The sequence below is a fragment of the Nocardia sp. NPDC058499 genome, from assembly GCF_042719915.1.
GTDB lineage: Bacteria > Actinomycetota > Actinomycetes > Mycobacteriales > Mycobacteriaceae > Nocardia.
In genome coordinates, this window is sequence record NZ_JBHXMZ010000010.1 from 117,899 (window position 1) to 144,025 (window position 26,127).

General features: G+C 69.8%; 21 protein-coding genes. 12 read left to right on the forward strand and 9 right to left on the reverse strand.

Annotated features, from left to right (window positions below):
- Positions 1–160: 160 nt before the first annotated feature.
- From ACFWPH_RS26955 to ACFWPH_RS26965, 3 genes are read right to left on the reverse strand one after another with little or no spacing between them, the layout of a single operon-like run.
- Positions 161–1,843 carry an alpha-(1->6)-mannopyranosyltransferase A gene (locus ACFWPH_RS26955; protein ID WP_378754911.1) on the reverse strand — a complete coding sequence of 561 codons (1,683 nt, stop codon included), beginning with the start codon at positions 1,841–1,843 and terminating at the stop codon, positions 161–163.
- A gap of 58 nt (positions 1,844–1,901) precedes the next feature.
- Positions 1,902–3,488, reverse strand: coding sequence for a phytoene desaturase family protein (crtI, locus tag ACFWPH_RS26960; protein ID WP_378754913.1), 1,587 nt, complete (start codon positions 3,486–3,488; stop codon positions 1,902–1,904).
- Positions 3,489–3,537: 49 nt separating this feature from the next.
- Complete coding sequence (locus tag ACFWPH_RS26965) at positions 3,538–4,683, reverse strand: polyprenyl synthetase family protein (RefSeq protein WP_378755087.1); 1,146 nt, start codon at positions 4,681–4,683, stop codon at positions 3,538–3,540.
- Between the two features lie 193 nt (positions 4,684–4,876).
- Here ACFWPH_RS26965 and ACFWPH_RS26970 point away from each other — a divergent pair, with 193 nt between their 5' ends.
- Positions 4,877–5,878, forward strand: a complete 1,002-nt coding sequence (locus ACFWPH_RS26970; protein ID WP_378754915.1) for a methylenetetrahydrofolate reductase — start codon at positions 4,877–4,879, stop codon at positions 5,876–5,878.
- Positions 5,879–6,313: 435 nt separating this feature from the next.
- Here the strand turns inward: ACFWPH_RS26970 and ACFWPH_RS26975 are convergent, their stop codons facing one another.
- The 6 genes from ACFWPH_RS26975 to ACFWPH_RS27000 form a co-directional block, all read right to left on the reverse strand.
- A complete protein-coding gene (locus ACFWPH_RS26975) occupies positions 6,314–6,667 on the reverse strand; it encodes a hypothetical protein (protein ID WP_378754916.1) in 354 nt (117 codons plus the stop codon).
- A 101-nt stretch (positions 6,668–6,768) separates the two neighbouring features.
- The gene (locus ACFWPH_RS26980; RefSeq protein ID WP_378755088.1) at positions 6,769–7,926 is read right to left on the reverse strand and encodes a glycosyltransferase; all 1,158 of its coding nucleotides are present in this window, start codon (positions 7,924–7,926) and stop codon (positions 6,769–6,771) included.
- A gap of 281 nt (positions 7,927–8,207) precedes the next feature.
- Positions 8,208–8,984: an LppM family (lipo)protein gene (locus ACFWPH_RS26985; protein ID WP_378754917.1), complete on the reverse strand. Its 777-nt coding sequence runs from the start codon at positions 8,982–8,984 to the stop codon at positions 8,208–8,210.
- A gap of 16 nt (positions 8,985–9,000) precedes the next feature.
- Positions 9,001–9,843, reverse strand: a complete 843-nt coding sequence (locus ACFWPH_RS26990; protein WP_378754918.1) for a carotenoid biosynthesis protein — start codon at positions 9,841–9,843, stop codon at positions 9,001–9,003.
- Positions 9,840–11,405 carry a phytoene desaturase family protein gene (locus ACFWPH_RS26995; RefSeq protein ID WP_378754919.1) on the reverse strand — a complete coding sequence of 522 codons (1,566 nt, stop codon included), beginning with the start codon at positions 11,403–11,405 and terminating at the stop codon, positions 9,840–9,842. The genes ACFWPH_RS26990 and ACFWPH_RS26995 overlap by 4 nt, the downstream gene beginning before the upstream one ends.
- Positions 11,402–12,022: a GNAT family N-acetyltransferase gene (locus ACFWPH_RS27000; protein ID WP_378754920.1), complete on the reverse strand. Its 621-nt coding sequence runs from the start codon at positions 12,020–12,022 to the stop codon at positions 11,402–11,404. Before ACFWPH_RS27000 ends, ACFWPH_RS26995 begins: the two co-directional genes overlap by 4 nt.
- A gap of 199 nt (positions 12,023–12,221) precedes the next feature.
- Between ACFWPH_RS27000 and ACFWPH_RS27005 the strand changes: the two genes are divergently transcribed.
- The 11 genes from ACFWPH_RS27005 (at position 12,222) to ftsW (ending at position 26,084) form a co-directional block, all read left to right on the forward strand.
- A complete protein-coding gene (locus ACFWPH_RS27005; protein WP_378754922.1) occupies positions 12,222–12,668 on the forward strand; it encodes an SAV_6107 family HEPN domain-containing protein in 447 nt (148 codons plus the stop codon).
- Positions 12,669–13,015: 347 nt separating this feature from the next.
- Complete coding sequence (locus tag ACFWPH_RS27010) at positions 13,016–13,450, forward strand: DUF3040 domain-containing protein (protein ID WP_378754923.1); 435 nt, start codon at positions 13,016–13,018, stop codon at positions 13,448–13,450.
- Between the two features lie 378 nt (positions 13,451–13,828).
- Positions 13,829–14,260 carry a division/cell wall cluster transcriptional repressor MraZ gene (gene mraZ / locus ACFWPH_RS27015; protein ID WP_280416051.1) on the forward strand — a complete coding sequence of 144 codons (432 nt, stop codon included), beginning with the start codon at positions 13,829–13,831 and terminating at the stop codon, positions 14,258–14,260.
- A 273-nt stretch (positions 14,261–14,533) separates the two neighbouring features.
- Positions 14,534–15,511, forward strand: coding sequence for a 16S rRNA (cytosine(1402)-N(4))-methyltransferase RsmH (rsmH, locus tag ACFWPH_RS27020; protein WP_378754924.1), 978 nt, complete (start codon positions 14,534–14,536; stop codon positions 15,509–15,511).
- A 235-nt stretch (positions 15,512–15,746) separates the two neighbouring features.
- Positions 15,747–16,766: a hypothetical protein gene (locus ACFWPH_RS27025; RefSeq protein WP_378754925.1), complete on the forward strand. Its 1,020-nt coding sequence runs from the start codon at positions 15,747–15,749 to the stop codon at positions 16,764–16,766.
- Positions 16,767–16,906: 140 nt separating this feature from the next.
- Complete coding sequence (locus tag ACFWPH_RS27030; RefSeq protein ID WP_378755089.1) at positions 16,907–18,694, forward strand: peptidoglycan D,D-transpeptidase FtsI family protein; 1,788 nt, start codon at positions 16,907–16,909, stop codon at positions 18,692–18,694.
- A 91-nt stretch (positions 18,695–18,785) separates the two neighbouring features.
- Entirely contained in the window at positions 18,786–20,381 is a 1,596-nt protein-coding gene (locus tag ACFWPH_RS27035; RefSeq protein ID WP_378754926.1) for a UDP-N-acetylmuramoyl-L-alanyl-D-glutamate--2,6-diaminopimelate ligase, read from the forward strand.
- Positions 20,382–20,514: 133 nt separating this feature from the next.
- The gene (murF, locus tag ACFWPH_RS27040) at positions 20,515–22,065 is read left to right on the forward strand and encodes a UDP-N-acetylmuramoyl-tripeptide--D-alanyl-D-alanine ligase (RefSeq protein ID WP_378755090.1); all 1,551 of its coding nucleotides are present in this window, start codon (positions 20,515–20,517) and stop codon (positions 22,063–22,065) included.
- On the forward strand, positions 22,062–23,138 hold the full coding sequence (gene mraY, locus ACFWPH_RS27045; RefSeq protein ID WP_033245102.1) for a phospho-N-acetylmuramoyl-pentapeptide-transferase: 1,077 nt from the start codon (positions 22,062–22,064) through the stop codon (positions 23,136–23,138). The genes murF and mraY overlap by 4 nt, the downstream gene beginning before the upstream one ends.
- Before the next feature lie 49 nt (positions 23,139–23,187).
- Positions 23,188–24,654 carry a UDP-N-acetylmuramoyl-L-alanine--D-glutamate ligase gene (gene murD / locus ACFWPH_RS27050; protein ID WP_378755091.1) on the forward strand — a complete coding sequence of 489 codons (1,467 nt, stop codon included), beginning with the start codon at positions 23,188–23,190 and terminating at the stop codon, positions 24,652–24,654.
- Complete coding sequence (gene ftsW, locus ACFWPH_RS27055; RefSeq protein WP_378754927.1) at positions 24,651–26,084, forward strand: putative lipid II flippase FtsW; 1,434 nt, start codon at positions 24,651–24,653, stop codon at positions 26,082–26,084. Before murD ends, ftsW begins: the two co-directional genes overlap by 4 nt.
- The last annotated feature ends 43 nt before the right edge of the window (positions 26,085–26,127 follow it).

Genomic DNA, 26,127 nt, shown 5'->3' on the forward strand with positions numbered 1-26,127 from the left:
GGTGCCGCCGTCGCCGGTGCCGCCGTCGCCGGTGCCGCCGTCGCCGGTGCCGCCGTCGGCGGTGCTGCCGCGGGCCGGGCGGGTGTTGCCGGGGCGTCTCCGGTCTGCCCTGCGGCGTGGAGACCGAGTTCGCCGGCGACCTTCGGGCCGTGCTCGGAGTTCACGGTCCAGCGGGGACAGTGGGTGTCGTGACCTGCCGGGGCGTTCCGCGCAGGCGCAGCGGATCCACCGTCCGCAGTGAGAGCGCGGCGACGACGGCGGCGAAGGTCGCGGCGGCGACATGCCAGAAGTTGTAGAGCCCGATCGAACCGTCCGGCTGGAACACCAGCATCAACCAGGTGCAGACGCCGACCAGTGTCATGAGCGTGGTGGTCGACAGCGCGAACCCGGCGGCCAGCGCCAGCGGCCACGAGTAGTACCACGGCAGCGCGGCCGGCGACAGGATGACGATCGCGACGAAGGCGATCAGGATCCCCAGCACCGCATCACGTTCGGTGAGTTTGAACCGCCACCAGGTCCACACCAGCAGTCCCAGCAGTGCGGCCATGCACAGCAGGCGGGTCACCTCGAGGGTCGAGCCGAGCTCGAAGGGGGTGATCCAGGTGGTGATATGCGCCAGGATCGTCGGCAGCGACAACCAGTTGATGATCTTCTGCGACCCGGACAGCGCGGTGAGCCAGCCGATCCCGACCCCGGCGATCGCGGACGCCGCCACGAACACCACCGCGAACACCGCCAGGCCGAGCGAGGCGATCTTGGCGAACATCTTCCAGTGGTGCGCCAGGAATTCCCGGCTGGTCGTCGCGAGTGCCGCACGCTGGCCGTCCTCGGCACGCCGGTCGCGTTCGTGCAGCATCCAGATCCACACCAGGAACGGCAGCGCCACACCGGCGGTGGCCTTGATCGCGACCCCGATGGCGACCACCACGATTCCCGCTACATGATGACGTTCCAGGACCAGCGCGATCCCCGCGCACATCAGCCCGACCATCAGCATCTCGTTGTGCACGCCGCCGATCAGGTGGATCAGTACCAGCGGATTGAGCACGGCCAGCCACAGCGCGACCGTGGGCCGGCCACCGAGATGTTTGGTCAGGTACGGCACCGCCCACATCATCAGCACCAGGCCCGGCAGCATGACGAACCGTAGCGCGATGGTGCCGCCCACTACGTTGTCGCCGGTGACCGCGGTGATTGCCCGGCCCATCAGCAGGAATACCGGGCCATACGGCGCGGTGGTGGTGGTCCAGACGGTGCTCACGTTGTCGAGCAGGACGCCGGGGTTGGCGACGGGACCCACCTGGTATGGGTCGAAACCGTCCCGCAGCAGCGCGCCCTGGGCGAGGTAGGAGTAGGCGTCCCGGCTGAACATCGGTACCGCGAACATCAGCGGGGTGATCCAGATACCGACGATGGCGCGTAATTCGTTGAGGCGCACGTCGCCGGAGTGGCCACCGAAGCCCAGTGTGATGCGGCCCAGCCGCACCCAGGCGGCCACCATCATCAGCACGCCGGCCCATACACAGATCATCGACAGCGCGTACCCGTGCCCGAATCGCAGCCAGGACAGGTGCACCGCTTCGAGTATCGGATCGCGTTCGCGCACACTGCCGGCGCCGAACCCACCGAAGGTGATCATGATCGCCCCGATGAAGCCCAGCAGCGCCGCATGTCCTTCCGGGCTGCGCAGGAAATCGGCGCAGAACCGCAACCAGCCCAGCACACCGGGCGCGAAACCGGCCCGGCCGGATACCTGCGCAGGAGCGGGCGCTGCCGGTGCGGGGGCACCGGTGCCGGGGAGCTGGACGGCGGTGGCGGCGGTGTCTGTATGGGGGGCTGGCATCAGTTGTCGGTCCCCCCGGGTGGTCGGCGGTCGCAACCGCAGGCGAATAGGTCGGCGCTCAGTTTACGGCTTCCCTCCGGGAAGACCGCCGGACGGTCGCGGCGGCACGTGTCCGGACTCCGCGATTCTCGCCCACAATGCGCTGTGCCGCGAGTTTTCCCGACAGCAGCGCGGTGGGAACTCCGACACCCGGCGTGGTCCCGCAACCTGCCAGGACCACGTTCTCGCTGCCGCGCGGGAAGTTGCGCGAACGGAACGGACCGGTCTGGCGGAACAGGTGCGCCGCCGAGAACGGAGTCCCGGCGATCATGCCCTGATCCCGCCACGTGGCGGGCGTGTCGAGCCGGTCGACGTCGAATTCGCTCGTAATCCGGTGGTATCCCCGTGCTTCCAGTACCGAGAGGAGTTCGCGCAGATAGGCCGGGCCCAGCCGGGTCCAGTCCAGCGGCGCCGAATCCAGGTTCGGGCACGGCGCGAGCAGCGAGAACGGTTCGTAGCGGACCCCGTCGCGCGTGAGGTACAGGCCGGGATCACTCAGGGCGGGGCGGGTCAGCAGCAGCGACGGGTCGCTCATCGGCCGGCCGCCGCGCCGCGCGGTGATCTCGCGGAAGGTCTGCGCCCAGGCGGCACCGAAGTCGATCGTGTGATGTGCCTGCACCGGCCACTGTCCGGCCACCGCGGCCGGTACGAGCCCGTGGGCGATCACCGCCGACGGCGAGGCCCGCAGGCCGCGGCGCGGCCGGACGCCGAAACGGTCCAGCGATCCGAGATCCGCGGTGAGCACGACCGCATCGCAGGGCAGGGTCCGGTCGCCGGCCGCTACCACCCGCCGCGCGCGGCCCCGGTGGTAATCGATACCCGTCACCTCGGTGCCGAGTTCGAGCCGTCCGCCCGCGGCGGTGAACGCCCCGGCGAGGGTGTCGGCGACGGCGCGCATACCCCCTTCGGGGAAATAGACGCCCAGACCCGTATCCATATGAGGAATGGCGCCGTACACGCCCAGCGCCTGCGCGGGCGCCATACCGGCGTACAACGCCTGAAAGGTGAACAAGCGGCTCAACCGGGGGTCGCGCAAGGTGCGGGTGACGCGCCGGCCCAGCCGGCCGAACGCCCCGAGCGCGATGAGGTCGAGCAGAGCCGCGCGTTTCGCCGGAATCCGGACCAGGTCCAGGGGGGAATCGAAATTCGCCGCCAGGAATTCGTCGTATTCGGCCCGGTAGACCTGCGCCAGCCAGTCACGCAGCCGGCGGTAGCGCACGGCCTCGTCCGGGCCGCAGGCCCGCGCCACCTCCGCGCTCATCCGCTCGGCATCGGAGAAGACGCGCAGATCGGATCCGTCGGCGAAACGGGCGTGATACGCCGGCGCCAGCGGCCGGACCCGCAACGGGGGCATCGCGGTGTCGGTGTCGAGCCCCACGGCGGCCAGCGCATCGTCGACGAGTTCGGGGAGGGTGAGGATGGTAGCGCCGGAATCGATGTCGTAACCGTCGAAACGGTAGCGCCCCATCCGGCCACCGGGGTGATCGGCGCGTTCCACCACGGTGACGGAGCAGCCCGCGCCGGTCAGGTACAGCGCCGCCGATAAACCGGACAGTCCGGCCCCGACCACGACGACACGCTCTACCGGGCCACGCACAGTCCTCATCGGAGTCCACCGAGCGCGCGCCACGCCACCGCCTCCGGGCCCGACCCGCTCATGCCGCGCGCCGGGTGGCGGCGAGCGCCATTGCTTTCAGCCGGTCCTTGGCTACGGGGGTGGCGGAACTGGCTTCGATGGCGGCGAGGCCCTGGTCGGTGAGGGCGGCGATCCGGGTTTCCACGGCATCGACCGCGCCCAGCTCGATCAGCAGCTCGCGCAGTTCGCCCACCTGCTCGTCGGAGAGGTCGGTGCCGATAGCGGCGCGTAACCGGTCGCCGGCGGCGGGGTTGTCCGCCGCGGCCCGCTGCAGCGCCTCGGCGACCAGGACGGTGCGTTTGCCCTCGCGCAGATCGTCACCGGAAGGTTTACCGGTGACCTCCGGATTACCGAACACACCGAGCAGATCGTCACGCAACTGGAAGGCGATCCCGATATCGGTGCCGTAGGTGCGGTAAGCGGCGACCAGCCCCGGATCGGCGTCGGCGAGGGCCGCACCGAGATGCAGTGGGCGTTCGACCGTATAGGCCGCGGTTTTGTACCGGTTGATCCGCAGCGCCGCCGCCACGGATTCGTCACCGCTGGCCTCACCGTGCACATCGAGCAGCTGACCGCCCAGCACCTCGGTACGCATCCCTGCCCAAACCGGGGCGAACCGGCCCAGCGCCGCCGGGTCCAGGCCGCTGCTGTGCACCATATCGTCGGCCCAGGCCAGGGCCAGATCACCGAGCAGGACCGCTACCGATTCGCCGTAGTGCGCGGAATCGCCCGTCCAGCCCTGATGGTGATGGCGCTGTTCGAAGTCCACGTGCACGGTGGGGAACCGGCGGCGGGTGCGGGAACAGTCGATGATGTCGTCGTGGATCAGCGCGCACGCCTGCACCAGCTCGAGCGCGGCGCAGGCCTGGAGCACGGCCGCGGCCCGGTCGCCGGCCGGATCGCCCCCGGCGCCCAGCCAGCCCATCCAGGCGAAACCGGGCCGGGTGCGTTTCCCGCCGCGCAGCACGAACGATTCGAGCGCGCCGACCGCATCGATGAACACCGGACCCAGTTCGGTGACAGCCTCCGCGCGGGTGGCGAAATAGCTGGTCAGGGCCTGTTCGACGGCGGTCGCAAAGGCCGCTGTCCCGGGGACGGCCGAGAGGGGACCCGAACGGGCCGGGGTTTCGGTTCCGGTTCCGGCGGACAGGATGACCTCCCAGATCGTTGCTCGCCATGGGCGCCGGCCATCGAGATGGCCCGCAGGGGTCCCTCCGATGGTGTCCCATGGTGACCCGCCGTCGCGACGGGACCTGATCGCAGAATACGCGCGCGAAGGCGGCCGCCTCGATTCGGTCGGCGGTGCTCACAGCGAGCGCGGGACCGCCCGGACTCGGGTACGGCTTTAGACTGGCCCGGTGACTTTCGACTACGAGCGGGGACTCCCGACCCCTGGCCGGCCGTCTCCCACGTCACCGGACGTCTCCGCGACGCCTTCGGTCGTGCAGAGCCTGGAGCGGCACGCGGGTGGTGCCGTGCCCTTCTCGGTGGAGTTCTCGCCACCCCGCGACGAAGCCGGTGAGCAGCGGTTGTGGCGTGCGGTGCGCACCTTCGAACGGATGCATCCCGCGTTCGTCTCGATGACCTACGGTGCCGGTGGCAGTACCCGCGATCGCACGGTGCGGGTCACCGGGCAGCTCGCCGAGGAAACCACCCTGCTGCCGGTCGGACATCTCACCGCGGTCGGGCACAGTGTCGCCGAGCTGCGGTCCATCGTCGGTGCCTACGCCGATTCGGGGATCAGCAATATTCTGGTCCTGCGTGGCGACCCGCCGGGGGATCCGCTGGGGGAATGGCAGAAACACCCCGCCGGCGTGGAGTACGCCGAAGAGCTGGTGCGGATCGTGCGCGACCTCGGCGATTTCCATGTCGGCGTGGCATCGTTCCCGCAGGGCCACCACCGTTCGCCGGACCTGGAATGCGATACCGCCTACCTCGCCGCGAAACTGCGTGCAGGCGCGGAATATTCGATTACCCAGATGTTCTTCGATGTCGACGACTATCTGCGGTTGCGTGACCGGATCGCCGCCCTGGACCCGGTCGAAGGCGCCAAACCGATCATTCCCGAGCTGATGCCGATCACCTCGCTGCGCACCGTGGAGCGCGCCGAACAGCTGTGCGGCCGCCCACTTCCGGAGCGAGTCCTGGAACGGTTGCGCCGCGCCGCGGGAACCGGTGCGGAGGAGGATCGCGCCGCGGTCCGCGCCGCCGGGATCGAGATCGCCACCGAAATGGGTGAACGACTGATCGCCGAAGGTGCCCCCTGCCTGCATTTCATCACCCTGAATTTCGCCAAGGCCACCAGCGAGGTGCTGACCAACCTCGGTTACGGAGTCACCGCGGCGCCCCTGAGCGCCTGAACCGCGGAGATCGCAATCGGTCCGGCCGGCAGGTTGCCATATGCCCAGGCCGGTGACCTCGGCCGCAGCGTTCGGCCGTTCCCGGGCCGAACAGGTACGGTTTGCCGGCCACGCCCTGTGTGAAGGGCCGCAACCGGGTGTCGATAACGGCGGCGGTTACGGGCGGCCGATGCCGCAGCGGACAGTTCCGGGGACCATCGATGCCGGATGCCCGGATGCCGAGGCGGGCGGGCACGGGAGCTACCGAGCGGCCCTCGTACTCGACCCGACATACCGCAGCCCTATCCGGTGGAGGTCGTAATCGCACCGCCCGGTCGGCCGGGTGGCCCCGCTCGCATGCGGAGTGCACGAGGGACGCCGATCCGCGTGGGAGAGAGGCGATCCCTGTAGGTCCCCGCCGGCCGGACCGATTACCGCTGTGCGTGGGAGGTGCGTCTAAACGATCGGCGCGTGGACGCGGATCGTTGTCCGTTCGCCCTGCCGGAGAACTTCGACGGCATGGTTGTCGTGGCGCAGGATCAGCCCGGGCGCGCCGTCCACGGGATCGAGGATTTCGATCCCGGCGACCCGGTCGCCGTCGTGGTCGAGCCGGTCGCCCGGTTTGGCGGCGATGAACACCCGGCCGTCGACGACCCACCAGGTGCCCGGGACACCGGGCAGCTGCGCGGGCACCTCGCCGAGGTCGTGTTGGGCGAGGGGATCGCGGTGTGCGCTTCGCAGGCGGGTCGAGTAGCGGCTGTGCCACTGTGCCCAGCCGGAATCGACACTGGGATGGACGGCGATGGTCATACGAGCCTCCTCGAACCCGGCCGGAAAGGGCCTGTTGCCCGCCGATCGGTCCGGGCCGGTTCATCATCCGGCCACGGCAACATCGGGCACAAGACCGAGAATCAGTGCGAGTTCATCCCTTTTCCGGGCGGCAGGGGGCGTTCCTTCCAGGTCAGGGCGTTGTGGCGGCGATCGCGGTGTGAGCGTGCCCACAGGAAGAAATAGGCCGTTATTGCCACTGGGTGGGACATTGCGGCGGCCACGTCGCCGGATTCCGGCCGCCGTCCGGTTTCCAGTCCGCGGGCGAGTAACCGTCCGGCGCCGGCGGTGGCATACCCGAACAGCCCCCAGCGCCGCACCGATCCGCGGCCGAGCACGCCGGCCAGCGGAGGCAACCAGTACGCCCAGGCGGCGACCGCCGCGACCACGAGCCCGCCGGGAATCGAACCGCCGTACGCCGACCACAGCCAGCGCCGGTACCCCGCCGCGAGTTCGCCCCCGCCCCGGTACATCCGCGTCCGGGCCAGGCCACCGGCCGCGGCCAGCCCGGTGCGGTAGCCGGCGCGGCGCAGTGCGCGGGCGATATCGAGGTCTTCGGTGGCACTGTCCGCGACCGCCGCGTGACCGCCGATCGCACGGTAGGCGGCCGCGTCGAACACCAGGAACTGCCCGCACGCGACCACGGTGGAGGTCCGTGATCCGCGATCGGCGCACACCACCGGCAGTGTCGAGGCCCACGACCAGCACAGCAGCGGTTGCACCAAGTGCTCGGCGAGAGACTGCGCCTGCTGCTGCGGCCAGGGCGACACCAGTGCGATATCCCGGCGCCGGAGTTCGGCCACCGCCGCGGCGAGGGCGCCCGGTGCGAGCCGGATATCGGCGTCCAGGAACACCAGCACAGTGGTGTCCGCGAGCCGCTCCGCGGTATCGGCGAGCATTCGGCACGCCGCGGCCTTACCGGTCCAGCCCGGCGGCGGTCCGCCGCTCCCGCGCAGCAGCGTGCAGCGTGGGTCGCCGTCGATCGCCTCGACTGCACGTGCGGCGGTGTCGTCGGTGGAGGCGTCGTCGAATACGAGTATGCGCAGCCGTGGGATATCGGTCTGGGCGCGGAGATCCGCGATCAGGGCCGCGATCCGGTCGGATTCGTTGCGGGCGGGGACACAGACCGTCACCGTCTCGGTGATCGGCGCAGCAGTGGCTGACAGCCTGGGCACGGTGAGCCGGTTCCACGCTGTCAGTGCCGCACAACACGCGGACAGCCCGGCTCCCACGGCCACCAGCCGTGCCGGTCGCCGGGATGCCGGCCCGGCGGAGCCTGGTGCTGCGCGAGCCGGCCGGAAGGAGCGTACCGGCCGGCGCGGCGGTGTGGAGCCGGCTGCGCGAGGCAGCGGGGGTAAGCCCGCAGTGTGGAACAGCGCGGACAGGCCCGATGCGCGGGAGAGTGCGGCCGGGTTTGCTCGAGTGGGCGGTGTGACGGAAGCCGGTGTGCGAGCCGATTCGGACGACGGCGGCCGGGCGACCGGTTGGGACGAGTCCGGCCGGCGCCGCCGCGCGGGGGACCTCATGCGTCGTTCTTGACCTGATCCCACCAGCGGCGCAGCGAGAAACCGGCCGGGGCGCCGGAGGGGGGCGGGTTGCGGTAGAGGTAGGCCAGTGCGGCGACGACGGCCGCGACGGCCAGCGTGATCCCGCCGACGATACCGGCCCAGCCGGCGAACGAGCGGGTGTTCGGATCGGCGTAGCCGACCTCGGCGCGGACCGTGCTCACCTCACCGGCGGGCAGTTTCCAGGTGACCACCGCATCGCCCTCCCGGGTGCCGTTGGTTTTGGCGACCCGGGCCGGGAACGCCACACTCAACTGCACATCCGAACCGTGCGGGGCCATGGTCTCCAGATCGACGCGGCCGTTGAGGCTGACCAGGTCGCCGTTGCGCTGGAATTTCAGGTCGAACAGGCCCTGTGCCTGTTCCGACAGCTGGCTGAGCTGTTCGACCTCGCCGAAGTTCAGGTCGTCGAAGTAGATTTCGCTGCCGACGTAACCGTCCTGGTTGTACGGTTCGACCCGCACTTTGGTGGCCAGCGCCTCCGGGGCGGTGAACTGCGGCCCCTTGTCCTCGCTGTTCTCCGGGACGACCGCGGCCACGATCCGTCCCGATACCCGGTCGTTGGACGACAACCCCATCGATGCCTGGACCCGCAGGCAGCCGGCCAGGGCGGGAACCAGCAGAGCGGCCAGCACGATCGCCGCTGTCACCCGCGCGCGCAGGCGGCGCGAGCGCAGAACAGGGACCGGGGAGCCGGGTTTCGCGGTAACGGGACTCGAAGGCACGGATGACATGGTGCCAGGCCGCGACTCACCGACGCCATGCGACGGGCCCGGCCGCGTCACCGGAGGACGAGTCGTCGAGTCCGGTTCCGGCGCGAACCGTCCGGACCAGCAGCGGCACCCCGAGCAGGCCCAGCGCGACCCCTCCGTAGGCGGCCGAGTACGGCAGGCCGAGGAAAACGGCGTGTGCCAGCGCCGATCCCAGCCACGTCCACAGGAACATCAGTACCGGGACGCCCAGCCGCCCGGTGGGCGGGGCGGTTCGTTCCCATACGGTCAGCGCACCGGCGATGAGGCCGGCCACCAGGAACCAGCCGAGATAGTTCGTCCAGGGGATGGCCGCGAGCCCCGGCAGCCCCGAATCGGTATCGGCCCACCGCCACTGCCCGTCGGCCACCATCTGCGGGTCGAGGAACAGATCCCAGCCCACCGCACCCGCCGCGGTGGCGGCGATCCGCGCCGCAGGCGTACGGCACAGCATCCCCGCGACCACCCAGATCGGATATATCCCGCCGGTCCACGCGAGCGGGACCACCAGCGGCACCTCGAACAGTGCCGGGCCCAGCCGTCCGACCGCGTAGTCGTAGGCGCCGAACGGAAACCCGGTCGCGGTGCCCACGGCCTCGGCGGTGAGACCGATACCGGAGACGAGCACACCGAAACCCGCCGCGTATCGCACACCGCGCGTCACTGCCGCGTGCACCAGAGCGGTGCCGGCCGAGGCGAGCACCACCGCCACCGTGACGGCGTCGCGAGCGGACCCACTCGTCAGCGGATAGGCGATCTGCACCGCGATGAGCAGAATCAGGCAACCGGCCGGCGCCGGCTCACGCGGGCTGTCCACCCGGAACTTCGGCACCCCCACGCTCATCTGCGCAGCCACCGCCACCCGCGCCGGCTGTCGTGCAGAACCAGTCGCGCCGCGGTTCGTCCGCTCGCTCCGGAGACCCCGCCGCCCGGATGGGTGGAGGCGCCGGTGAGGTAGAGGCCGGGCGCGCCGGGCACCCGCTGCCCGGACAGTTCCGGTAGCGGCCGCCACAACATCATTTGATCGAGGCTCATCTCGATATGCATGACATTGCCGCCGCGCAGCCCCATCTCGGTTTCCAGATCGACCGGGGTCTGGATATGGCGGCGCAACACCGTCGCCGCGGCACCCGGCGCGTAGCGGTCGAGTTCACCGATGATCCGGTCGGCCTCGGCTTCGGCATGCGCCGCCCAGTCCGTGCCGTCGGCGAGCCGGTAGGGATGCCATTGCGACCACAGCGAGAGTTGATGTTCGCCGGCCGGGGCGATACCGGGGTCCAGTGCGCTGAAACTCATCCCGAGCACCACCGGCCGCGGTGGCAGCCGGCCGCCGAGGGCGTTTCCGTGCGCGAGCCGTAACTCCCGGCGATCGGTGACCAGTAATTGCAGACCGGTCGCGGATTCGGCGGTCGTCGCGCCCGGATACTGCGGTAGCGCGCTGGTCGCGGCCCGCACCACCATGCCGATCCCGGGGCCGACGCGGATCCGCCGCCGCCACCCGTCCAGCGTTTCCGGGTCGAAACCGCCGGCGCGCAGTAGTTCGAGGGTGGTCAGGATATGGATTCCGGCGATCACGGTATCGGCGGTGTGGTCGCGCCCCGCGGCGGTACGGATCTGCCACCGGTCGCCGCGGCGGGTGAGCCCGGTGACCGCGTCACCGGCGACGATCTCCCCGCCGTCGGCGCGCAGCCGGGCCACGAGTGCTTCGGTGAGCGCGCCGCTGCCGCCGACCGCGCGGCCGGGCGGCAGGGTGTGCATGAGTGCCGCGAATCCCACCATCGGTGCGGTCCCCGGCTCCGACATCGGCGGGCCCGATTGCGCACCGAACCAGGCCAGCGCGGCCTTGAGCCGCTCGTCGTCGAACCAGCTGTCCAGCAGCGCATCACCGGTCTGCAGGAACTCCCGCGACAGGGCGCTACCGCCCGCACTGGCGTCCAGGCCCCAGAACGAACGCAGGAGATGGCCCGGGGCCGGCGCGCCCCCGAACGAGCGCATCACCCGGCTTGCGCGCGGTTCCCAGACCGCCACGAAACGCCGGTAGGCGGCCGCGTCACGATCGCCGCAGGCGGCGGCCACAGACGCGCAGGTGCGGTCCAGGTCGCGGTGGAAGACGATCGGGGCGGCGCCGGTATCGGGGCAGGCGGGTACGAAGGCCCACGGGTCGCAGTCGAGATAGCGCAGGCCGAACCGGTCCAGCGCCAGGTCCTCGATGATGCCGGTATGCCGGATCATCAGATGCGCCGATGATCCGCGGTCCACGCGGTGCCCGGGGAAGCGTTCCACGGTCGATACCGCGCCGCCCAGGACGCTGTCGCGTTCCAGCACGCGCACCGGATGGCCTGCCCGGGCCAGGTAACACGCGGCGACCAGCGCATTGTGCCCGGAGCCGACGATCACCACTGTCATGGCAGCGCAAGCGGTAACGGCCGGCCGAGAATACCGAAGCGGCGGCTGTCGCCGGCGAAGACGAAATCGCGCAGTACGTCCTGGAAACCCATCCGCCGGTACAGCCGCCAGGCGCGGTTGTCCTCGGCCGATACTTCGGGCGTGGACAGCAGTACGGCGCGTTCGGGCCGGTCGCGCAGGAGTTTGCGGAGCAGGATCGCGCCGATTCCACGACCCTGAGCGCTCGGATGGACATGCAGTTCGGTGAGTTCGAAATAGTCGCCGAGCAGTCCCTGGGTCGCCGCTTCCGGCCAGCCGGACCGCCGCATACCCGCGTGCACCTGCTGCTGCCACCACTGGTGTGGTCCGCCGCGGTAGCCGTAGGCGATGGCGACGAGCGGCGAGGTGCGGATATCGAAGCCGCCGTTGTCCTCGGGGACCACTGCCGCGACGGCCTGCCAGCCGGCGCGCTGGGTGTGCTCGGTCCACATCGGCGCGCGATGGTGTTCGGTGCCGCGCGGATAGTCCATGGCCGCGACGTACACAGACAGTGCATCGTGCAGGCGGGCGCGCAGGGCGGGGACCGAGAGGTCGACGACGACCGGGGCGGGGAGGTGGTTGGGTTTGACGGCGGTCATTGCGGTATCGGTGGGCTCTTTCGCGGTCGGCGGGGCGGAGCTGGGACTTTCCGGCGGGCGAACATGTCGGTGGTCGTCTCTATATTCAAGCTCGAGCCAAACGTTCGAATACCTGTTCGGCCCCCCCACGGTGCACGCTCAGCCTGCCATACCGGCGGACCGCCGCGGGGGCCGGCAGGGGAGATACGGAGGGACGGCCATGGCGGATCGAAACGTTCACCCGGGTCACTCGGGCCGCGCGGGGATGCTGCTGCAACGCGCCGACGGACTGTTGATGGAAGCGGCGGGGGAGAACGACCCATCGGAGCGATTCCGGGTCGCGTATCTGGCCGCGCTGCGTGGAGCGGGGGCGGTACTGGCACTCACCGGCGCCGATACCGCACCGCGGGCCCGTTCGCGTAACGCCTGGGTGATGCTGCAGCGCGCCGCGCCCGAATTCGTGATGTGGGCGGACTATTTCAGCGGCCATTCCGCTACCCGGGCGGCGCTGGAGGCCGGGCTACCGCGCGACATCGACGAGATCCGCGCCGATGAGTTCTACGCGCGGGTCGGCGCGTTCCTGCACGATGTGGAGGATCTGATAGCACCGGCGGCGCGACTGCGGGCCGCGGGGGACGGGTACGACACGCCGCGTGAGGACATATAGCCGCCCGTACCGCGGCGTCGCGAGCCGCATTCCGTATGCGGCGCCGTCATCGGCCGGGGAGGTCCCGGGTGAGCAGCTGCTGCCGACCGGTCGGCCCGCTCGCGCCGGACGACGTATCCGGGCGCGGGCCACGGCGCGCTTGCGCCTGTGACCGATATCGGCGCGGCCCTCTTACCACGGCTTTCGGTACGTGCCGGGCTCACTGCGATCACGAAGTTCGCTCGGCTGTACCCATATGGTGGTACGGCTCTGGGGGAACTCGTATCATTGGTGACAGATAGCCGCCAAGGGGTTATCTGTCGCCTACCCGGAGGCGACAGCCACGTCCTAGTGCCGGGGGAGGTACCGTGCCACTCTCCGAGCACGAGCAGCGCATGCTCGAACAGATCGAGAGCGCTCTCTATGCTGAGGATCCGAAGTTCGCGTCGTCCGTCCGCGGTGGACGCTTCCGTACGCCGTCGAGTCGCCGCAGACTCCAGGCCGCGGCCTTGTTCGTACTCGGCCTCGTCCTGCTGATCGCCGGAATAGCCCTACCGGTGCGGCCCGGTGGTTTTCCGATCATCAGTCTGATCGGATTCATCGTGATGTTCGGTGCGGGAGTTCTGGTCCTGCTCGGCGGAACGAAGGGCGGACCGGCGGGTGGGGGCGATACGTCCCCGAACGATCCGCCGGCCGCATCGGGATCGTCGCCGCGCGGCGGTGGTCGCGGCCGGCAACGCCGTTCCGGTGGATTCACCGAGCGGATGGAAGACCGGTTCCGTAGAAGGTTCGAACAGGAGTAGTAGCCGGCCGAGGCGAACCTCTCACATATAGCGCGGACCCCGCTTCCCACTTCCCCCCACCGGAGCCCTCCACAGCGCCCCACCGCATGCCCTGACGGTGCGTGAACAGGGGGTTTGCTGGAAGTTGACGGGCGCCGTCCGGTTCTGTGCCCGCGGACGCGCGCAAGGAGGCAGAGTGCGCGAAAAGTTCGCTCGGCCCGTGATAGCTGGGGTGACCTGCGAAATCCGTGAACCGGGGAGCCACATCACCCCGTGTTTCGATTGAAAGTGGGGGAAAGTGGGGTAATGTGGAGCGCGCACTACAGGAGAGGCCGTAAGGCGCTCGGCCGGCCCAGCCGGCCGGCACCATTCGAGGTGGTCCGGTAGGAGGTATCGGGGTTGTTTCTCGGTACTTACACACCTCGGTTGGACGACAAGGGGCGACTCACGTTGCCCGCGAAGTTTCGAGACGATCTGGCGGGAGGGTTGATGGTCACCAAAGGACAGGACCACAGCCTGGCCGTCTATCCGAAGGAAGAGTTCAGTGCGCTCGCCCGGCGAGCTGCTTCGGCATCCCGGAGCAATCCGCAGGCGCGGGCATTCATCCGGGCGCTGGCGGCGGGAACCGACGAACAGCGGCTGGATACGCAGGGCCGGATCGTGTTGTCGGCCGAACATCGCCGGTACGCCAACCTCACCCGCGACTGTACGGTCATCGGTTCGGTGGACTTCCTGGAGATTTGGGACCAGCAGGCGTGGGAGACCTACCTCGCCGAACACGAGGAGGACTACGCGCAAGCGAGAGACGAGGCACTGGGCGGAATCTTCTAGCCCGCGGCGAGTGCCACGCGGCCTCTGCCCGGATGCGGACCCTGACGTACTTCCCCGACGCCAGGTGCCGCTTCGGTCAGAGACCCCGCGGCATTCGTCCGGTCACCGATTTCCTTCTGCCGCACATTCTGTGGCCGTCCCCGTCGCGGTGGCGGCGCCGCATCTCACGCATATTTCCGCACCGCTTCGGCGACGGCAACCAGGCCGGCGTCACGGTCCGATACGACCCGCAGCCGGTCGTTCCGCCGGCAAGGCACAATTCCGGGAGGCCAGGTGAACCGTGAGCAGCACGGCACGCGACACGTTCCCGTTCTGCTCACTCGCGCGGCGGAATTGCTCGACCCGGTGCTCGACCGGCCGGATGCGGTATATCTCGACGCCACCCTCGGGCTGGGGGGCCATGCCGAATACTTCCTGCGGACCCATCCGGCGCTGCGCCTGGTAGGGCTGGACCGGGATACCGATGCGCTGGCGCATGCCGCCGAACGGTTGCGGCCTTTCCGGGACCGGATCACTCTGGTGCACACCCGCTACGACGGGATAGCCGATGCGCTCGCCGAGGCCGGACTGCCCGCGACCGGCTCGGTCCACGGCCTGTTGATGGATCTCGGTGTCTCGTCCATGCAATTGGACGAAGCCGAACGTGGTTTCGCCTATTCGGTGGATGCTCCGCTGGATATGCGGATGGATCCCACCACCGGTCCCACGGCCGCCGATGTGCTCAACACCTACAGTCACGGTGAGCTCGCCCGAGTGCTGAAAACCTATGGCGAGGAACGTTTCGCGAGCCGGATCGCGGCGGAGATCGTCCGCCGCCGGGCCAAGCAGCCGTTCCGGACCAGTGCCGAACTGGTGAGCCTGCTCTACGACGCCATCCCCGCCGCCGCCCGGCGGACCGGCGGACATCCGGCCAAGCGCACCTTCCAGGCCCTGCGGGTGGAGGTGAACGCCGAACTGGAGTCGCTCCGGGCCGCGCTGCCCGCCGCGCTGGACGCGTTGTGCCCCGGTGGACGGATCGTCGTCATGTCGTATCAATCGCTCGAGGACCGGGTGGTCAAACACGAACTGGCGGACCGGGCGAAATCGCGGACGCCGGTGGACCTTCCGGTCGAACTGCCCGGTATGGGCCCGCTGTTCCGGATCCTGACCCGTGGCGCCGAACAGGCGAGCGCCGCGGAGATCGAGGACAACCCGCGCGCGGCGCCGGTCCGGATGCGGGCCGCGGAGAAGATTGCGCAGGAGGCGGTATGAGCCGGCACACCCGCCCGTCCGCGCGCCCCTTATCGGATCCTGTGGGTATATCGAATTCGATTGTCGCCGAAGGAAATATCGAGTACTACAGGGTGTATGCGGAACCCATGTACCGCATCGTGAGCAGGTGTCCGGCGGTACCGGAGGAGAAGCGGTCGGACACAGCGGACGGATACAACACAGAGGCCCGCGCCAGGACGTCGCGAGCCATCACACCGATACGGGGGTGTCTGGTATGAGTGTGGGAACACGTACCGAAATCGGGCGGCCGGCCCGGCGTGCACACAGCGCCGAGCGGGTGAAATCCGGTGCGGCACAGCGGGCCTACGAGCGCCGCCGGCAGCGGGTTACGACACCCGCCGCGCCGGCCGGTTCCGAGCTGACCGGGCGGGCGCCGTTCGTCGCCGCGATTCTGGCCATGTTCGGCTGCGGTCTCGCGCTGACCCTGGTCCTGACCACGCGCGCCGCCGAGGACAGCTACCAGCTCAGCGACGCCCGCGAGGCCAACCGGGTGCTCTCCGACGAACGTGCGGCGCTGCAGCGGGAAGTGGCCGCGGCCGATTCCGCCCCCGTACTCGCCGCCCGGGCCCGGGAACTCGGCATGATCCCCGCCGACGATCCCGCTCGCCTGGTGGTGGCACCGGACGGGACGATCACCGTGATCGGTGAGCCCGCACCCGCCCAGGGACCGCCCGCACCGCCGCTGAACGCGCCGCCGCGGACGGCCCCGCCCAGCGGCGCCGATCCGGGGGAGCGGGTTGTTCCGGTGCCCGTGACGCCGCCGGTGCCTGCCGCGAATCCCGATCCGGGCAATGTGCTGGCCGCCCCCGGCGTGGATCCCGCACAGCCACAGCCGGTGCCCGCCCCCGGCGGGGCGCCGGTACCGGGTCAGCCGCCCGCGGGTGCTGCCCCCGCCCCGGAAAATGCCGGTGCGCCGGTTGCTCCGGCCCCGGAGACCGAGGCGGTACCTCCGGCTGTCCCGGCCCCGGGCGCGCCCGTGGCGGGTGCCCCCGCTCCGGTGGACGGTGCCGCGGTGCCGGAGCCGCCGGTCGAACCGGGCGCAGCCGCCGTACCGCCACCGGCTCCGGTGGGTCCGAACGACAGCTCGGCCCCGGCCGTACCGCCGCCTGCCGGCGCGCCGGTCGCCGGGGGAGGACCGGCTGCCGGTGACGGCCGCCCGGCTGTACCGCCACCGGCTCCGGCCGGGGTGCCCGCAGGGGCCCCGGGAGCGGTTGCCGGGGAGGAGATGCGGTGAATCGGCGCGGGTCGGGACGCGAGCGCGGCGCGCCGAAGTCCCGTACCGCGGTGAACCGGGGTACCGCGAAGGGCCGTCCGGCCGCTGCCGGTCGGCCCAAACGCTCGCGGGCCGGGGCGAAGAAGGACGGGCCGGTGCGGATGCGGCTGGGCGTGGGGCGCGTGATCATGCTCGTCGCGCTGACCGTGGTGGCGTTGCAACTGCTGTGGATCCAGACCATTTCCGCGCCCACACTTTCCGCGCAGGCCGCCGGACAGCGGACCACCTACCAGGATCTGCCCGCCACCCGCGGGACCGTCACCGACCGGCACGGAAAATCGCTGGCACTCACGGTGATCGCCCAGGCGTTGAGCTTCCAGCCGGTACGGGTGCGCAAAGACCTCGCCGCTGCCCGGGCCGCGGACGATACCGCGCCCGAACCCGATGAGCGCCTGCAGGAGATCGCGCGTACCGTGCACGAAGTGCTCGGCCCGGACGGGCCCGACGAGGACGAATTGCTGGACAAACTGCGCAGTGACGAACCCTTCGTGTACCTGGCCCGCAATGTCGATCCGCGCAAGGCCGACACCATTACCGCGAAGTTCCCCGAGGTCGGGTCGGAACGGCAGGACCTGCGCGAATACCCGGGCGGCTCGCTGGCGGCGAATATCGTCGGCGCCACCGGATGGGACGGGCACGGCCGCGTCGGCCTGGAGGGCGCGCTGGACTCGGTACTGGCCGGTACCGACGGGTCCTACACCTACGATCGCGGGTCCGACGGCGCGGTCATCCCGGGGAGCTGGCGTGACCGCCAGCCCGCGGTGGACGGCAACGATGTCGAACTCACCATCGACTCGTATCTGCAGTACTACGTGCAGCAGCAGATCCAGCAGGCCAAGGACAGATCGGGCGCGAAATCGGGGTCCGCGGTGGTCCTGGACGCCAAAACCGGCCAGGTCCTGGCGATGGCCAACGACAATACGTTCAACCCGGCTCTCGGGCCGGAGCACTGGGATCCCGCAGGACTGGACAACCCCTCGGTGACCCAGCCGTTCGAACCCGGTTCGGTGAACAAGGTGGTGACCGCCGCGGCCGCCATCGAATACGGTCTCACCGATCCGCACGAGGTGCACCAGGTGCCCGGCAAGATCCAGATGTCGGGGGTGACCGTCGGCGATGCCTGGGAGCACGGCGTCGAGCCCTACACCACCACCGGGATCTTCGGGAAATCCTCCAATGTCGGCACCCTGATGCTGGCGCAGCGCATCGGGGAGGACCGATTCGCCGATATGCTCGACCGATTCGGCCTGGGCCGGCGGACCGGGGTCGGGTTGCCCGCGGAGAGTTCGGGTCTACTGCCCGCCCGGGACCAGTGGTCCGGGGGAACCTTCGCGAACCTGCCGATCGGGCAGGGACTTTCGATGACGACACTGCAGATGACGAGTATGTACCAGGCCATTGCGAACGACGGGGTGCGGGTGCCGCCGCGGATCCTGCGCGCGACGGTCGCACCGGACGGTTCGCGCACCGAGGAACCGGCACCCGAGGGAGTTCGGGTGGTGAGCCCGGAGACCGCCCGCACGGTGCGGACGATGTTCCAGTCGGTGGTGCAGGACGATCCGACCGGAGTGCAGACCGGCACCGGGGCCGCCGCGGCGATCGAGGGATACCGGATCGCCGGTAAGACCGGGACCGCGCAGAAAGTGGATCCGGACTGTGGCTGCTATTCCAGCGATTCGTACTGGATCACCTTCGCCGGTATCGCGCCCGCGGACGATCCGCGATATGTGATCGGATTGATGCTGGACGCGCCGCAACGCAGCTCCGACGGCAGCGGTGGACAGTCGGTGGCACCGCTGTTCCACGATATCGCCTCCTGGGCGTTACAGCGCGACCGGATACCGCCGTCGCGGCAACCGGAACAACAGTTCGTCCTGCAGGCGTCGTGATTCGGCGAACCGGCTTACCCGGCCCGGACGCGGCGTCGGTAACCTGACTCGTCGTCGTATCCGCGCGCTTCATCATGCAGAGAGGAACCCCGTGCCCGCGCAGTCCAGCCAGCACGTGCTGCGGCCCGCCCGGCCGCCGTCGACCCCGCTGTCCGATCTGCTGGAAACGATCGCCGCCGACCCTGGTCCGGCGGTGCCCGCCGACCTGCGGATCACCGGTATCGAGCAGCGCTCCGACGCCGTGATACCCGGTGATCTGTTCGCCGCGCTCCCCGGTTCCCGCGCGCACGGCGCCCGGTTCGCCGCGGACGCGGTGGCGCGCGGCGCGGTCGCGGTGCTGACCGATCGCGCGGGCGCCGAGGCGGCGGGTGAGCTGCCGGTGCCGGTCGTGGTGCGGGAGAATCCGCGCGCTGTCCTGGGCGAGCTGTCGGCGGCGATCTACGGCCATCCGTCGGAGCAGCTGACGATCGTCGGGATCACCGGGACCTCCGGTAAGACCACCACCTCCTATCTGGTGGAGGCCGGGTTGGCCGCCGCGGGCCGTTCCACGGCACTGATCGGCACCATCGAGACCCGGATCGGCGGTCGTCGCGTACCCAGTGCGCTGACCACCCCCGAAGCGCCGCAGCTGCACGCGATGTTCGCGCTGATGGTGGAACAGGGCGTGGACGCGGTGGTGATGGAGGTATCCAGTCACGCGCTGGCGCTGGGCCGGGTGGACGGTGTGCGATTCGCGGTGGGTGCCTTCACCAACCTGACGCAGGACCATTTGGATTTCCACGCCGATTTCGAAGACTATTTCGCTGCCAAACGCCGGTTGTTCGAGCCGGATTCGCCGGTGGCGGCGCGTACCGCGGTGGTGAATATCGACGATGCGTGGGGGCGCCGGCTCGCCGACGGCCTGGCCGCGCCGGTGCGGGTCCGTACGACCGGTCCGGCGGACTGGTCGGTGGCCGAGCCCGCGCGCACGCACGGCGGTGAACAGGAATTCACCGCGGCCGGTCCCAGCGGGGAGACGGTGGTGCGGTTGCGGCTGCCGGGTGACTACAACGTCGCCAACGGGTTGCTCGCGCTCGCGGTGTGCGCGGCGGCGGGGGTCGATCCGGCCACCGCCGCGCCCGCGCTGGCCACCGTGGATGTCCCCGGCCGGATGCAGCGGGTGGATCGGGGACAGGATTTCCTGGCCCTGGTGGATTACGCCCACAAACCCGCCGCCGTGGAATCGGTGATCGCGACCCTGCGCGCCCATCTGGCCGCCGCGGGCGGTACCGGCCGGCTGGCGGTGGTGGTGGGTGCCGGTGGCGATCGCGATACCGGCAAACGTGGACTGATGGGTGCGGCCGCGGCGCGCGGCGCGGATCTGTTGATCGTCACCGACGATAATCCGCGCAGCGAGGATCCGGCCGCGATCCGCGCGGCGCTGGTGGCGGGGGCGAACAGTGTGCCCGCAGAACAGCGCGGTGAAGTACGTGATATCGGCGACCGGACGGCGGCGATCGAGGCGGCCGTCGGCTGGGCGCACGCCGGCGATGTGGTGCTGGTGGCTGGTAAGGGACACGAAGTTGGACAGGAGATCCAGGGCGTGAAATATCCGTTCGACGACCGGGAGGCGCTCACCGCGGCGATCGCGTCGACCCGGCCGGACCGTCCGCAGGGTGCGAATGCGGAGGACTTGACTATTCCATGATCGACAACACCTCGAGGCGGACCGGCTACCGGTGGAGACCGCGTAGGACCGAGAACATTTCTGGCGGTGGCCGGTGAACCAGGAACCCACCGAGACACCGGACGCCCACGGGCCGGCCAGCTCGTCCCGGCCGATCCGGGCGGGATTCACCCTGCGGGAGGTCGCCGAGATCGTGGGGGGTGAGCTCCACGATGTCGACGATCCCGAGGTGGTCGTCACGGGTTCGGTCGAATTCGATTCGCGCCGTATCGGTCCCGGCGGTCTTTTCGTCGCCTTGCCCGGCGAACGGGTCGACGGCCATGATTTCGCGGCGACCGCGCTCGCGGCGGGGGCCGTGGCGGTGCTGGCCGCCCGGCCCGTCGGTGTTCCGGCCGTCGTCGTCCCGCCGGTATCCGCCGCCTCGACCAACGCGCTTGCACTCGAACACGATTCCGACGGTTCCGGCGCCGCCGTACTGGGCGCGCTGGCGGTGCTGGCCGCGGCCCACGTGCGGCGATTGGTCGCTGCGGGCGGATTGACCGTAATCGGTGTCACCGGTTCCTCGGGGAAGACCTCGACGAAGGATCTGCTGGCGTCGGTGCTGGCTCCGCTCGGCCCGGTGGTGGCGCCGCCGGGGTCGTTCAACAACGAACTCGGACATCCGTGGACCGCGCTGCGTGCCGGTCCGGAGACCCGGTTCCTGGTACTGGAGATGTCGGCCCGCGGTCCGGGCCATATTGCCGCGCTCGCCCGGGTAGCGCCCCCGAGTATCGGTGTGGTGCTCAATGTCGGTACCGCCCATCTCGGGGAATTCGGCAGCCGGGAGGCGATCGCCAAGACCAAGGGTGAACTCGTGGAGGCGCTGCCCGATACCGGTCTGGCCGTCCTCAATGCCGACGATTCGCAGGTCAGCGCGATGGCCACGCGGACTTCGGCGCGCGTGCTGATGGTCGGGCAGAGCGCCGGGGCACAGATCCGGGCCGAGGGAATCACGCTCGACGAGCAAGCGCGCGCCTCGTTCACGCTGCGTACCCCGCAGGGCGACCGCGACCTCACTCTGGCCGTCCACGGCGAACACCAGGTGGGTAACGCGCTGTCGGCAGCCGCGGTGGCACTGGAATGCGGTGCCGATCTCGATACTCTGGTGGCCGCGCTCGCCGGGGCCCGCGCGGTTTCGGCGCGCCGGATGGACGTGCGCACCAGTGCCGCCGGGGTCACGGTGATCAACGATTCCTACAACGCCAACCCCGATTCCATGCGCGCCGCGCTCAAAGCGCTGGTCACCATGGCCCGGTCGGGTGATACCCCGCGCCGTAGCTGGGCGGTGCTCGGGGAGATGGCCGAACTGGGCCCGGAATCGGTGGTCGAACACGACGGCATCGGCCGGCTGGCGGTGCGCCTGGACGTGGACCGGCTGATCGTGGTCGGTACCGGACGGCCCTCCCGGGGCATGCACCAGGGAGCGGTCATGGAAGGCTCATGGGGTGAGGAGTCGGTGCTCGTCCCGGATATCGAAGCGGCCGTACAGTTGCTCGACGCCGAAGTCGAAGCGGGTGATGTGGTGCTGGTGAAAGCATCGCAGTCGGTCGGACTGTGGGCGGTGGCCGAGAAGCTGCTGGCCGGGGGAAGCGAGAACACGGGTGCCGGTACGTCGGCGCCGGGCGGCTCGACCGCCGATGGGGCAGGCACGGAGGCAGTGCGTTGAGACAGATCTTGTTCGCGGCGGCGATCGCACTGACGGTGTCGATCCTGTTGACCCCGCTGCTGATCCGGATATTCGCCCGGCGCGGCTTCGGGCAGGAGATCCGGGTCGACGGACCGGCCAGCCACCAGTCCAAGCGGGGCACGCCCACGATGGGTGGCGTCGCGATCATCATCGGTATGTGGGCCGGGTACCTGGGTTCGCACCTGATCGGAATCGGCTACGACGCCGAAGGGCCCACCGCCTCCGCGTTGCTGGTGCTGGGCCTGGCCACGGCGTTGGGCGTGGTCGGATTCATCGACGATTTCATCAAGCTCCGCAAGGGCCGCAATCTCGGGCTCACGGCGGCCGGGAAGTATCTGGGACAGGTCACCGCCGCGGTTGTGTTCGGTGTGCTGGCGTTGCAGTTCCCGGGCGGTAACGGGCTCACCCCGGCCGGTCGGCAATTGTCGTATGTGCGCGATATCAACACCGTCACCATGAGCGTGGTGGTGTTCCTGGCCTTCATCTGTTTCATCGTCGTGGCCTGGTCGAATGCGGTGAATCTCACCGACGGCCTGGACGGTCTGGCCGCCGGGTCGATGAGCCTGGTGCTCGGCGGCTACGTGGTCATCACGTTCTGGCAGTACTACCACTCGTGCGAGACCAAACCCGAGACCGGCTGCTACAACGTGCGTGACCCCCTGGACCTGGCGCTCGTCTGCGCGGCCGGCACCGCGGCGTGTATCGGATTCCTGTGGTGGAACGCGGCGCCCGCGAAGATCTTCATGGGCGATACCGGTTCGCTCGCGCTGGGTGGTCTGCTCGCCGGTATTTCCGTCACCACCCGCACCGAACTGCTGATGGTCGTCATCGGCGCGCTGTTCGTCGCCGAAGCGGCGTCGGTGGCGCTGCAGGTCGCGGTCTTCCGCACCACCCGCAACCGGCTGTTCAAAATGGCGCCGTTCCATCATCATTTCGAACTGAGCAAATGGGCGGAGACCACGGTGATCATCAGATTCTGGTTGCTGGCCGCGATGGCCTCGGCGGCCGGACTCGCCTTGTTCTACAGCGAATATCTCTCGGCGGTCGGGTGAGCTGACGATGGAGGAACATGCACCGCGGGCCCTGCGTTCGCCGGGGCCCATGCTGGAATTCTTGCGCGGCCGGGAGGTTCTGGTCGCCGGCTGGGGAGTGTCGGGTCGTTCGCTGATCGCGCCGCTGCGCGATATCGGCGCCCGCCCGGTCGTCACCGACAACGGGGCCCACGCGCTGGCCGAGGCGGCCGAACTGGGGCTCGATATCGCCCCGGCGCCCGAATTGGAGAACACCGACTGGTCGCGGTTCGCGCTGGTGATCACCAGCCCGGGCTGGCGGCCGGATTCACCCGTGCTGGCCTCGGCGGTGGCCGAGGGGATCCCGGTCTGGGGCGATGTGGAGTTCGCGTGGTGGGTCGATCAGGCCCGGCTCTACGGCCCGGTACGGAAATGGCTGGTGATCACTGGAACCAACGGCAAAACCACCACCACCGCGATGACCCACTCCATTCTGCGGGCCGCCGGTATCCCCAGTGTGGCCTGCGGGAATATCGGCCTGCCCATCCTCGACGCATTGCGCCGCAGCCCGGGCCCGCAGGTGCTGGCGGTGGAACTGTCCTCGTTCCAGCTGCACTGGGCGCCCTCGGTACGCCCGGAGGCCGGTGTGGTGCTGAACGTCGCCGAGGACCATCTGGACTGGCACGGCGGACTCGACGCCTACGCCGCCGCCAAGTCGCGGGCCCTGCTGGGCCGGATCGGGGTCGTCGGACTCGACGATCCGATCGCCGCGGGGCTGGCCCGCCGGTCCAAGGCCCGCCGCACCATCGGGTTCCGTATCGGTGTGCCCGCCGACGGTGAACTCGGCGTGGTCGACGGCAAACTGCTCGACCGCGCGTTCACCAAGGCGGCGATCCTGGCCGAGTCCAAGGAGATCAGTCCACCCGGCCCGGCCGGTATCGCCGATGCGCTGGCCGCGGCCGCGCTCACCCGGGCGATCGATGTGGCGCCGCAGTTCGTCCGCGAAGGACTGGTGGCGCACAAGGTCGGCCCGCATCGGTCGGCGCTGGTGCGGGAACTGGGCGGTGTCGAATTCGTCGACGATTCCAAGGCCACCAATCCGCATGCCGCGCGTTCGTCGATCCTGGGTCACCAGCACGTGATCTGGCTGGCCGGTGGCCTGCTGAAGGGCGCCGGGGTCGAGGATCTGGTGGAGGAGGTGGCCGAGCGGCTGGTCGCCGTGGTGTTGTTCGGCGCGGACGCCCCCGTGATCGCGGCCGCACTGGCGCGACACGCGCCGGAAGTCCCCGTCCTGGAGCTGGATACGCGAGACCATTCCGGCATGGGTCAGGCCCTCATGAACGAAGCGATCACCGGTACGCCCGATTACGATATCGCCGACGCGGTCATGGCCCGCGCGGTACGTGAGGCGGCGGCGTTCGCCGGGCCGGGCGATACGGTGCTGCTGGCGCCGGCCGCGGCGTCGCTGGATATGTTCACCGATTACACCCACCGGGGCCGCAGTTTCGCCGCCGCGGTCGAGGAGCTGAAGGACGAGGACCTCGGGCGGCGGTTATGAGACCGCGCGGTACGCGACAGGTACAGGTCGGCCGGTTCGGCGCCTGGCTGGCGCGACCGCTCGCCTCGTTCCACCTGGTGGTCACCATCGCCATCCTGCTCACTGTGCTGGGCCTGGTGATGGTGCTCTCGGCGTCGAGCGTGGAATCCTACGCCGACGGCGGATCGGCGTACGCGTTGTTCGTGCAGCAGGCCATGTACGCGGTGATCGGCGCGGTGCTGTTCTACCTGGCGCTGCGGATCCCGCTGCGCTGGCTGCGGCAGATATCGTTTCCGCTGTTCGCGGCGTCGGTGCTGCTACTGGCGCTGGTTCTGATCCCGGGAGTGGGCAGTACCGTCAACGGCGCGCGCCGCTGGATCGACCTCGGCCTGTTCTCGATCCAGCCCTCCGAGGTCGTGAAGGTGACCTTCGTGATCTGGGGCGCACACCTGCTGGTTTCGCGTCGCGCGGCGGCGCGGGCCGCCAACGATCCCGGTGGGCTCAAGAACCTGCTGGTTCCCTTGGTGCCCGCCGGGTTGCTGGTCTGCCTGCTGATCGTGCTGCAACCGAACCTGTCCACCACCATCGCCATGGGTATCGTCCTGCTGGCCCTGCTGTGGTTCGGCGGTCTGCCGCTGCGGCTGTTCCTGGCGATCCTGGCCTCCGGGGCGATCGCCGCCCTGGTGCTGGCGCTGTCGGCCGGTTACCGCTCCGACCGGATGCGGGCCTTCTTCAATCCCGGAGACGATCCGCAGGGCGTCAACTACCAGGCCCGACAGGCGATGTACTCGCTCGCCGACGGCGGGCTGTGGGGTCGCGGGCTCGGGCAGAGCCGGGCCAAATGGAGCTATCTGCCCAACTCGCACAACGATTTCATCTTCGCCATCATCGGTGAGGAACTGGGTTTCCTGGGGTGTGCCCTGGTACTGGGCCTGTTCGCGCTGTTCGTCTACACCGGTTTACGGATCGCGGCGCGTTCGGTGGACCCCTTCCTGCGGCTGCTCACCGCCACCGCCACCACCTGGATCACCGCTCAGGCACTGATCAACATCGGGTACGTGGTCGGCCTGCTGCCGGTCACCGGCCTGCAGCTGCCGCTGGTTTCGGCCGGTGGTTCGTCGCTGGCGCTGACCCTGCTGATGTTCGGCATCATCGCCAACGCCGCCCGGCACGAACCCGAGGCGGTGGCGGCCCTGCACGCCGGGCAGGACGGCCGGGTCAGCCGACTGCTGCGCCTGCCCAAACCGGAGATCTACCACTCGCCCCGGTCGCGTTCGGGTACGCCGGCCGCAGGCGATAGATCGCCCGCCCGCGCGACCCCGCGCGACGGCGACCGGCCGCGTACCCGCACCCGGGCCAACAGCCGCGGTACCGATACGCTGCGGGCGACGCGGGCCTGGGAACCCAGCTATTCGGTGACACACGGACGAGAACGGGGAAAGTACAGGTGAGCGCAGCTCAGTCCGCCCACGAGGATTCGACCCGGCCGGACGC

Bases quoted from the DNA above. Each gene is read 5' to 3' on its own strand.
- crtI (WP_378754913.1), bottom strand. From the start codon at position 3,488: ATGAGGACTGTGCGTGGCCCGGTAGAGCGTGTCGTCGTGGTCGGGGCC.
- ACFWPH_RS26990 (WP_378754918.1), bottom strand. From the start codon at position 9,843: ATGAGCGTGGGGGTGCCGAAGTTCCGGGTGGACAGCCCGCGTGAGCCG.
- ACFWPH_RS27030 (WP_378755089.1), top strand. From the start codon at position 16,907: ATGCGGCTGGGCGTGGGGCGCGTGATCATGCTCGTCGCGCTGACCGTG.
- murD (WP_378755091.1), top strand. From the start codon at position 23,188: ATGCTGGAATTCTTGCGCGGCCGGGAGGTTCTGGTCGCCGGCTGGGGA.
- ACFWPH_RS26955 (WP_378754911.1), bottom strand. From the start codon at position 1,843: ATGCCAGCCCCCCATACAGACACCGCCGCCACCGCCGTCCAGCTCCCC.
- ACFWPH_RS27000 (WP_378754920.1), bottom strand. From the start codon at position 12,022: ATGACCGCCGTCAAACCCAACCACCTCCCCGCCCCGGTCGTCGTCGAC.
- ACFWPH_RS27005 (WP_378754922.1), top strand. From the start codon at position 12,222: ATGGCGGATCGAAACGTTCACCCGGGTCACTCGGGCCGCGCGGGGATG.
- ACFWPH_RS26985 (WP_378754917.1), bottom strand. From the start codon at position 8,984: ATGTCATCCGTGCCTTCGAGTCCCGTTACCGCGAAACCCGGCTCCCCG.
- ACFWPH_RS26975 (WP_378754916.1), bottom strand. From the start codon at position 6,667: ATGACCATCGCCGTCCATCCCAGTGTCGATTCCGGCTGGGCACAGTGG.
- ACFWPH_RS27025 (WP_378754925.1), top strand. From the start codon at position 15,747: ATGAGTGTGGGAACACGTACCGAAATCGGGCGGCCGGCCCGGCGTGCA.
- ACFWPH_RS26995 (WP_378754919.1), bottom strand. From the start codon at position 11,405: ATGACAGTGGTGATCGTCGGCTCCGGGCACAATGCGCTGGTCGCCGCG.
- ftsW (WP_378754927.1), top strand. From the start codon at position 24,651: ATGAGACCGCGCGGTACGCGACAGGTACAGGTCGGCCGGTTCGGCGCC.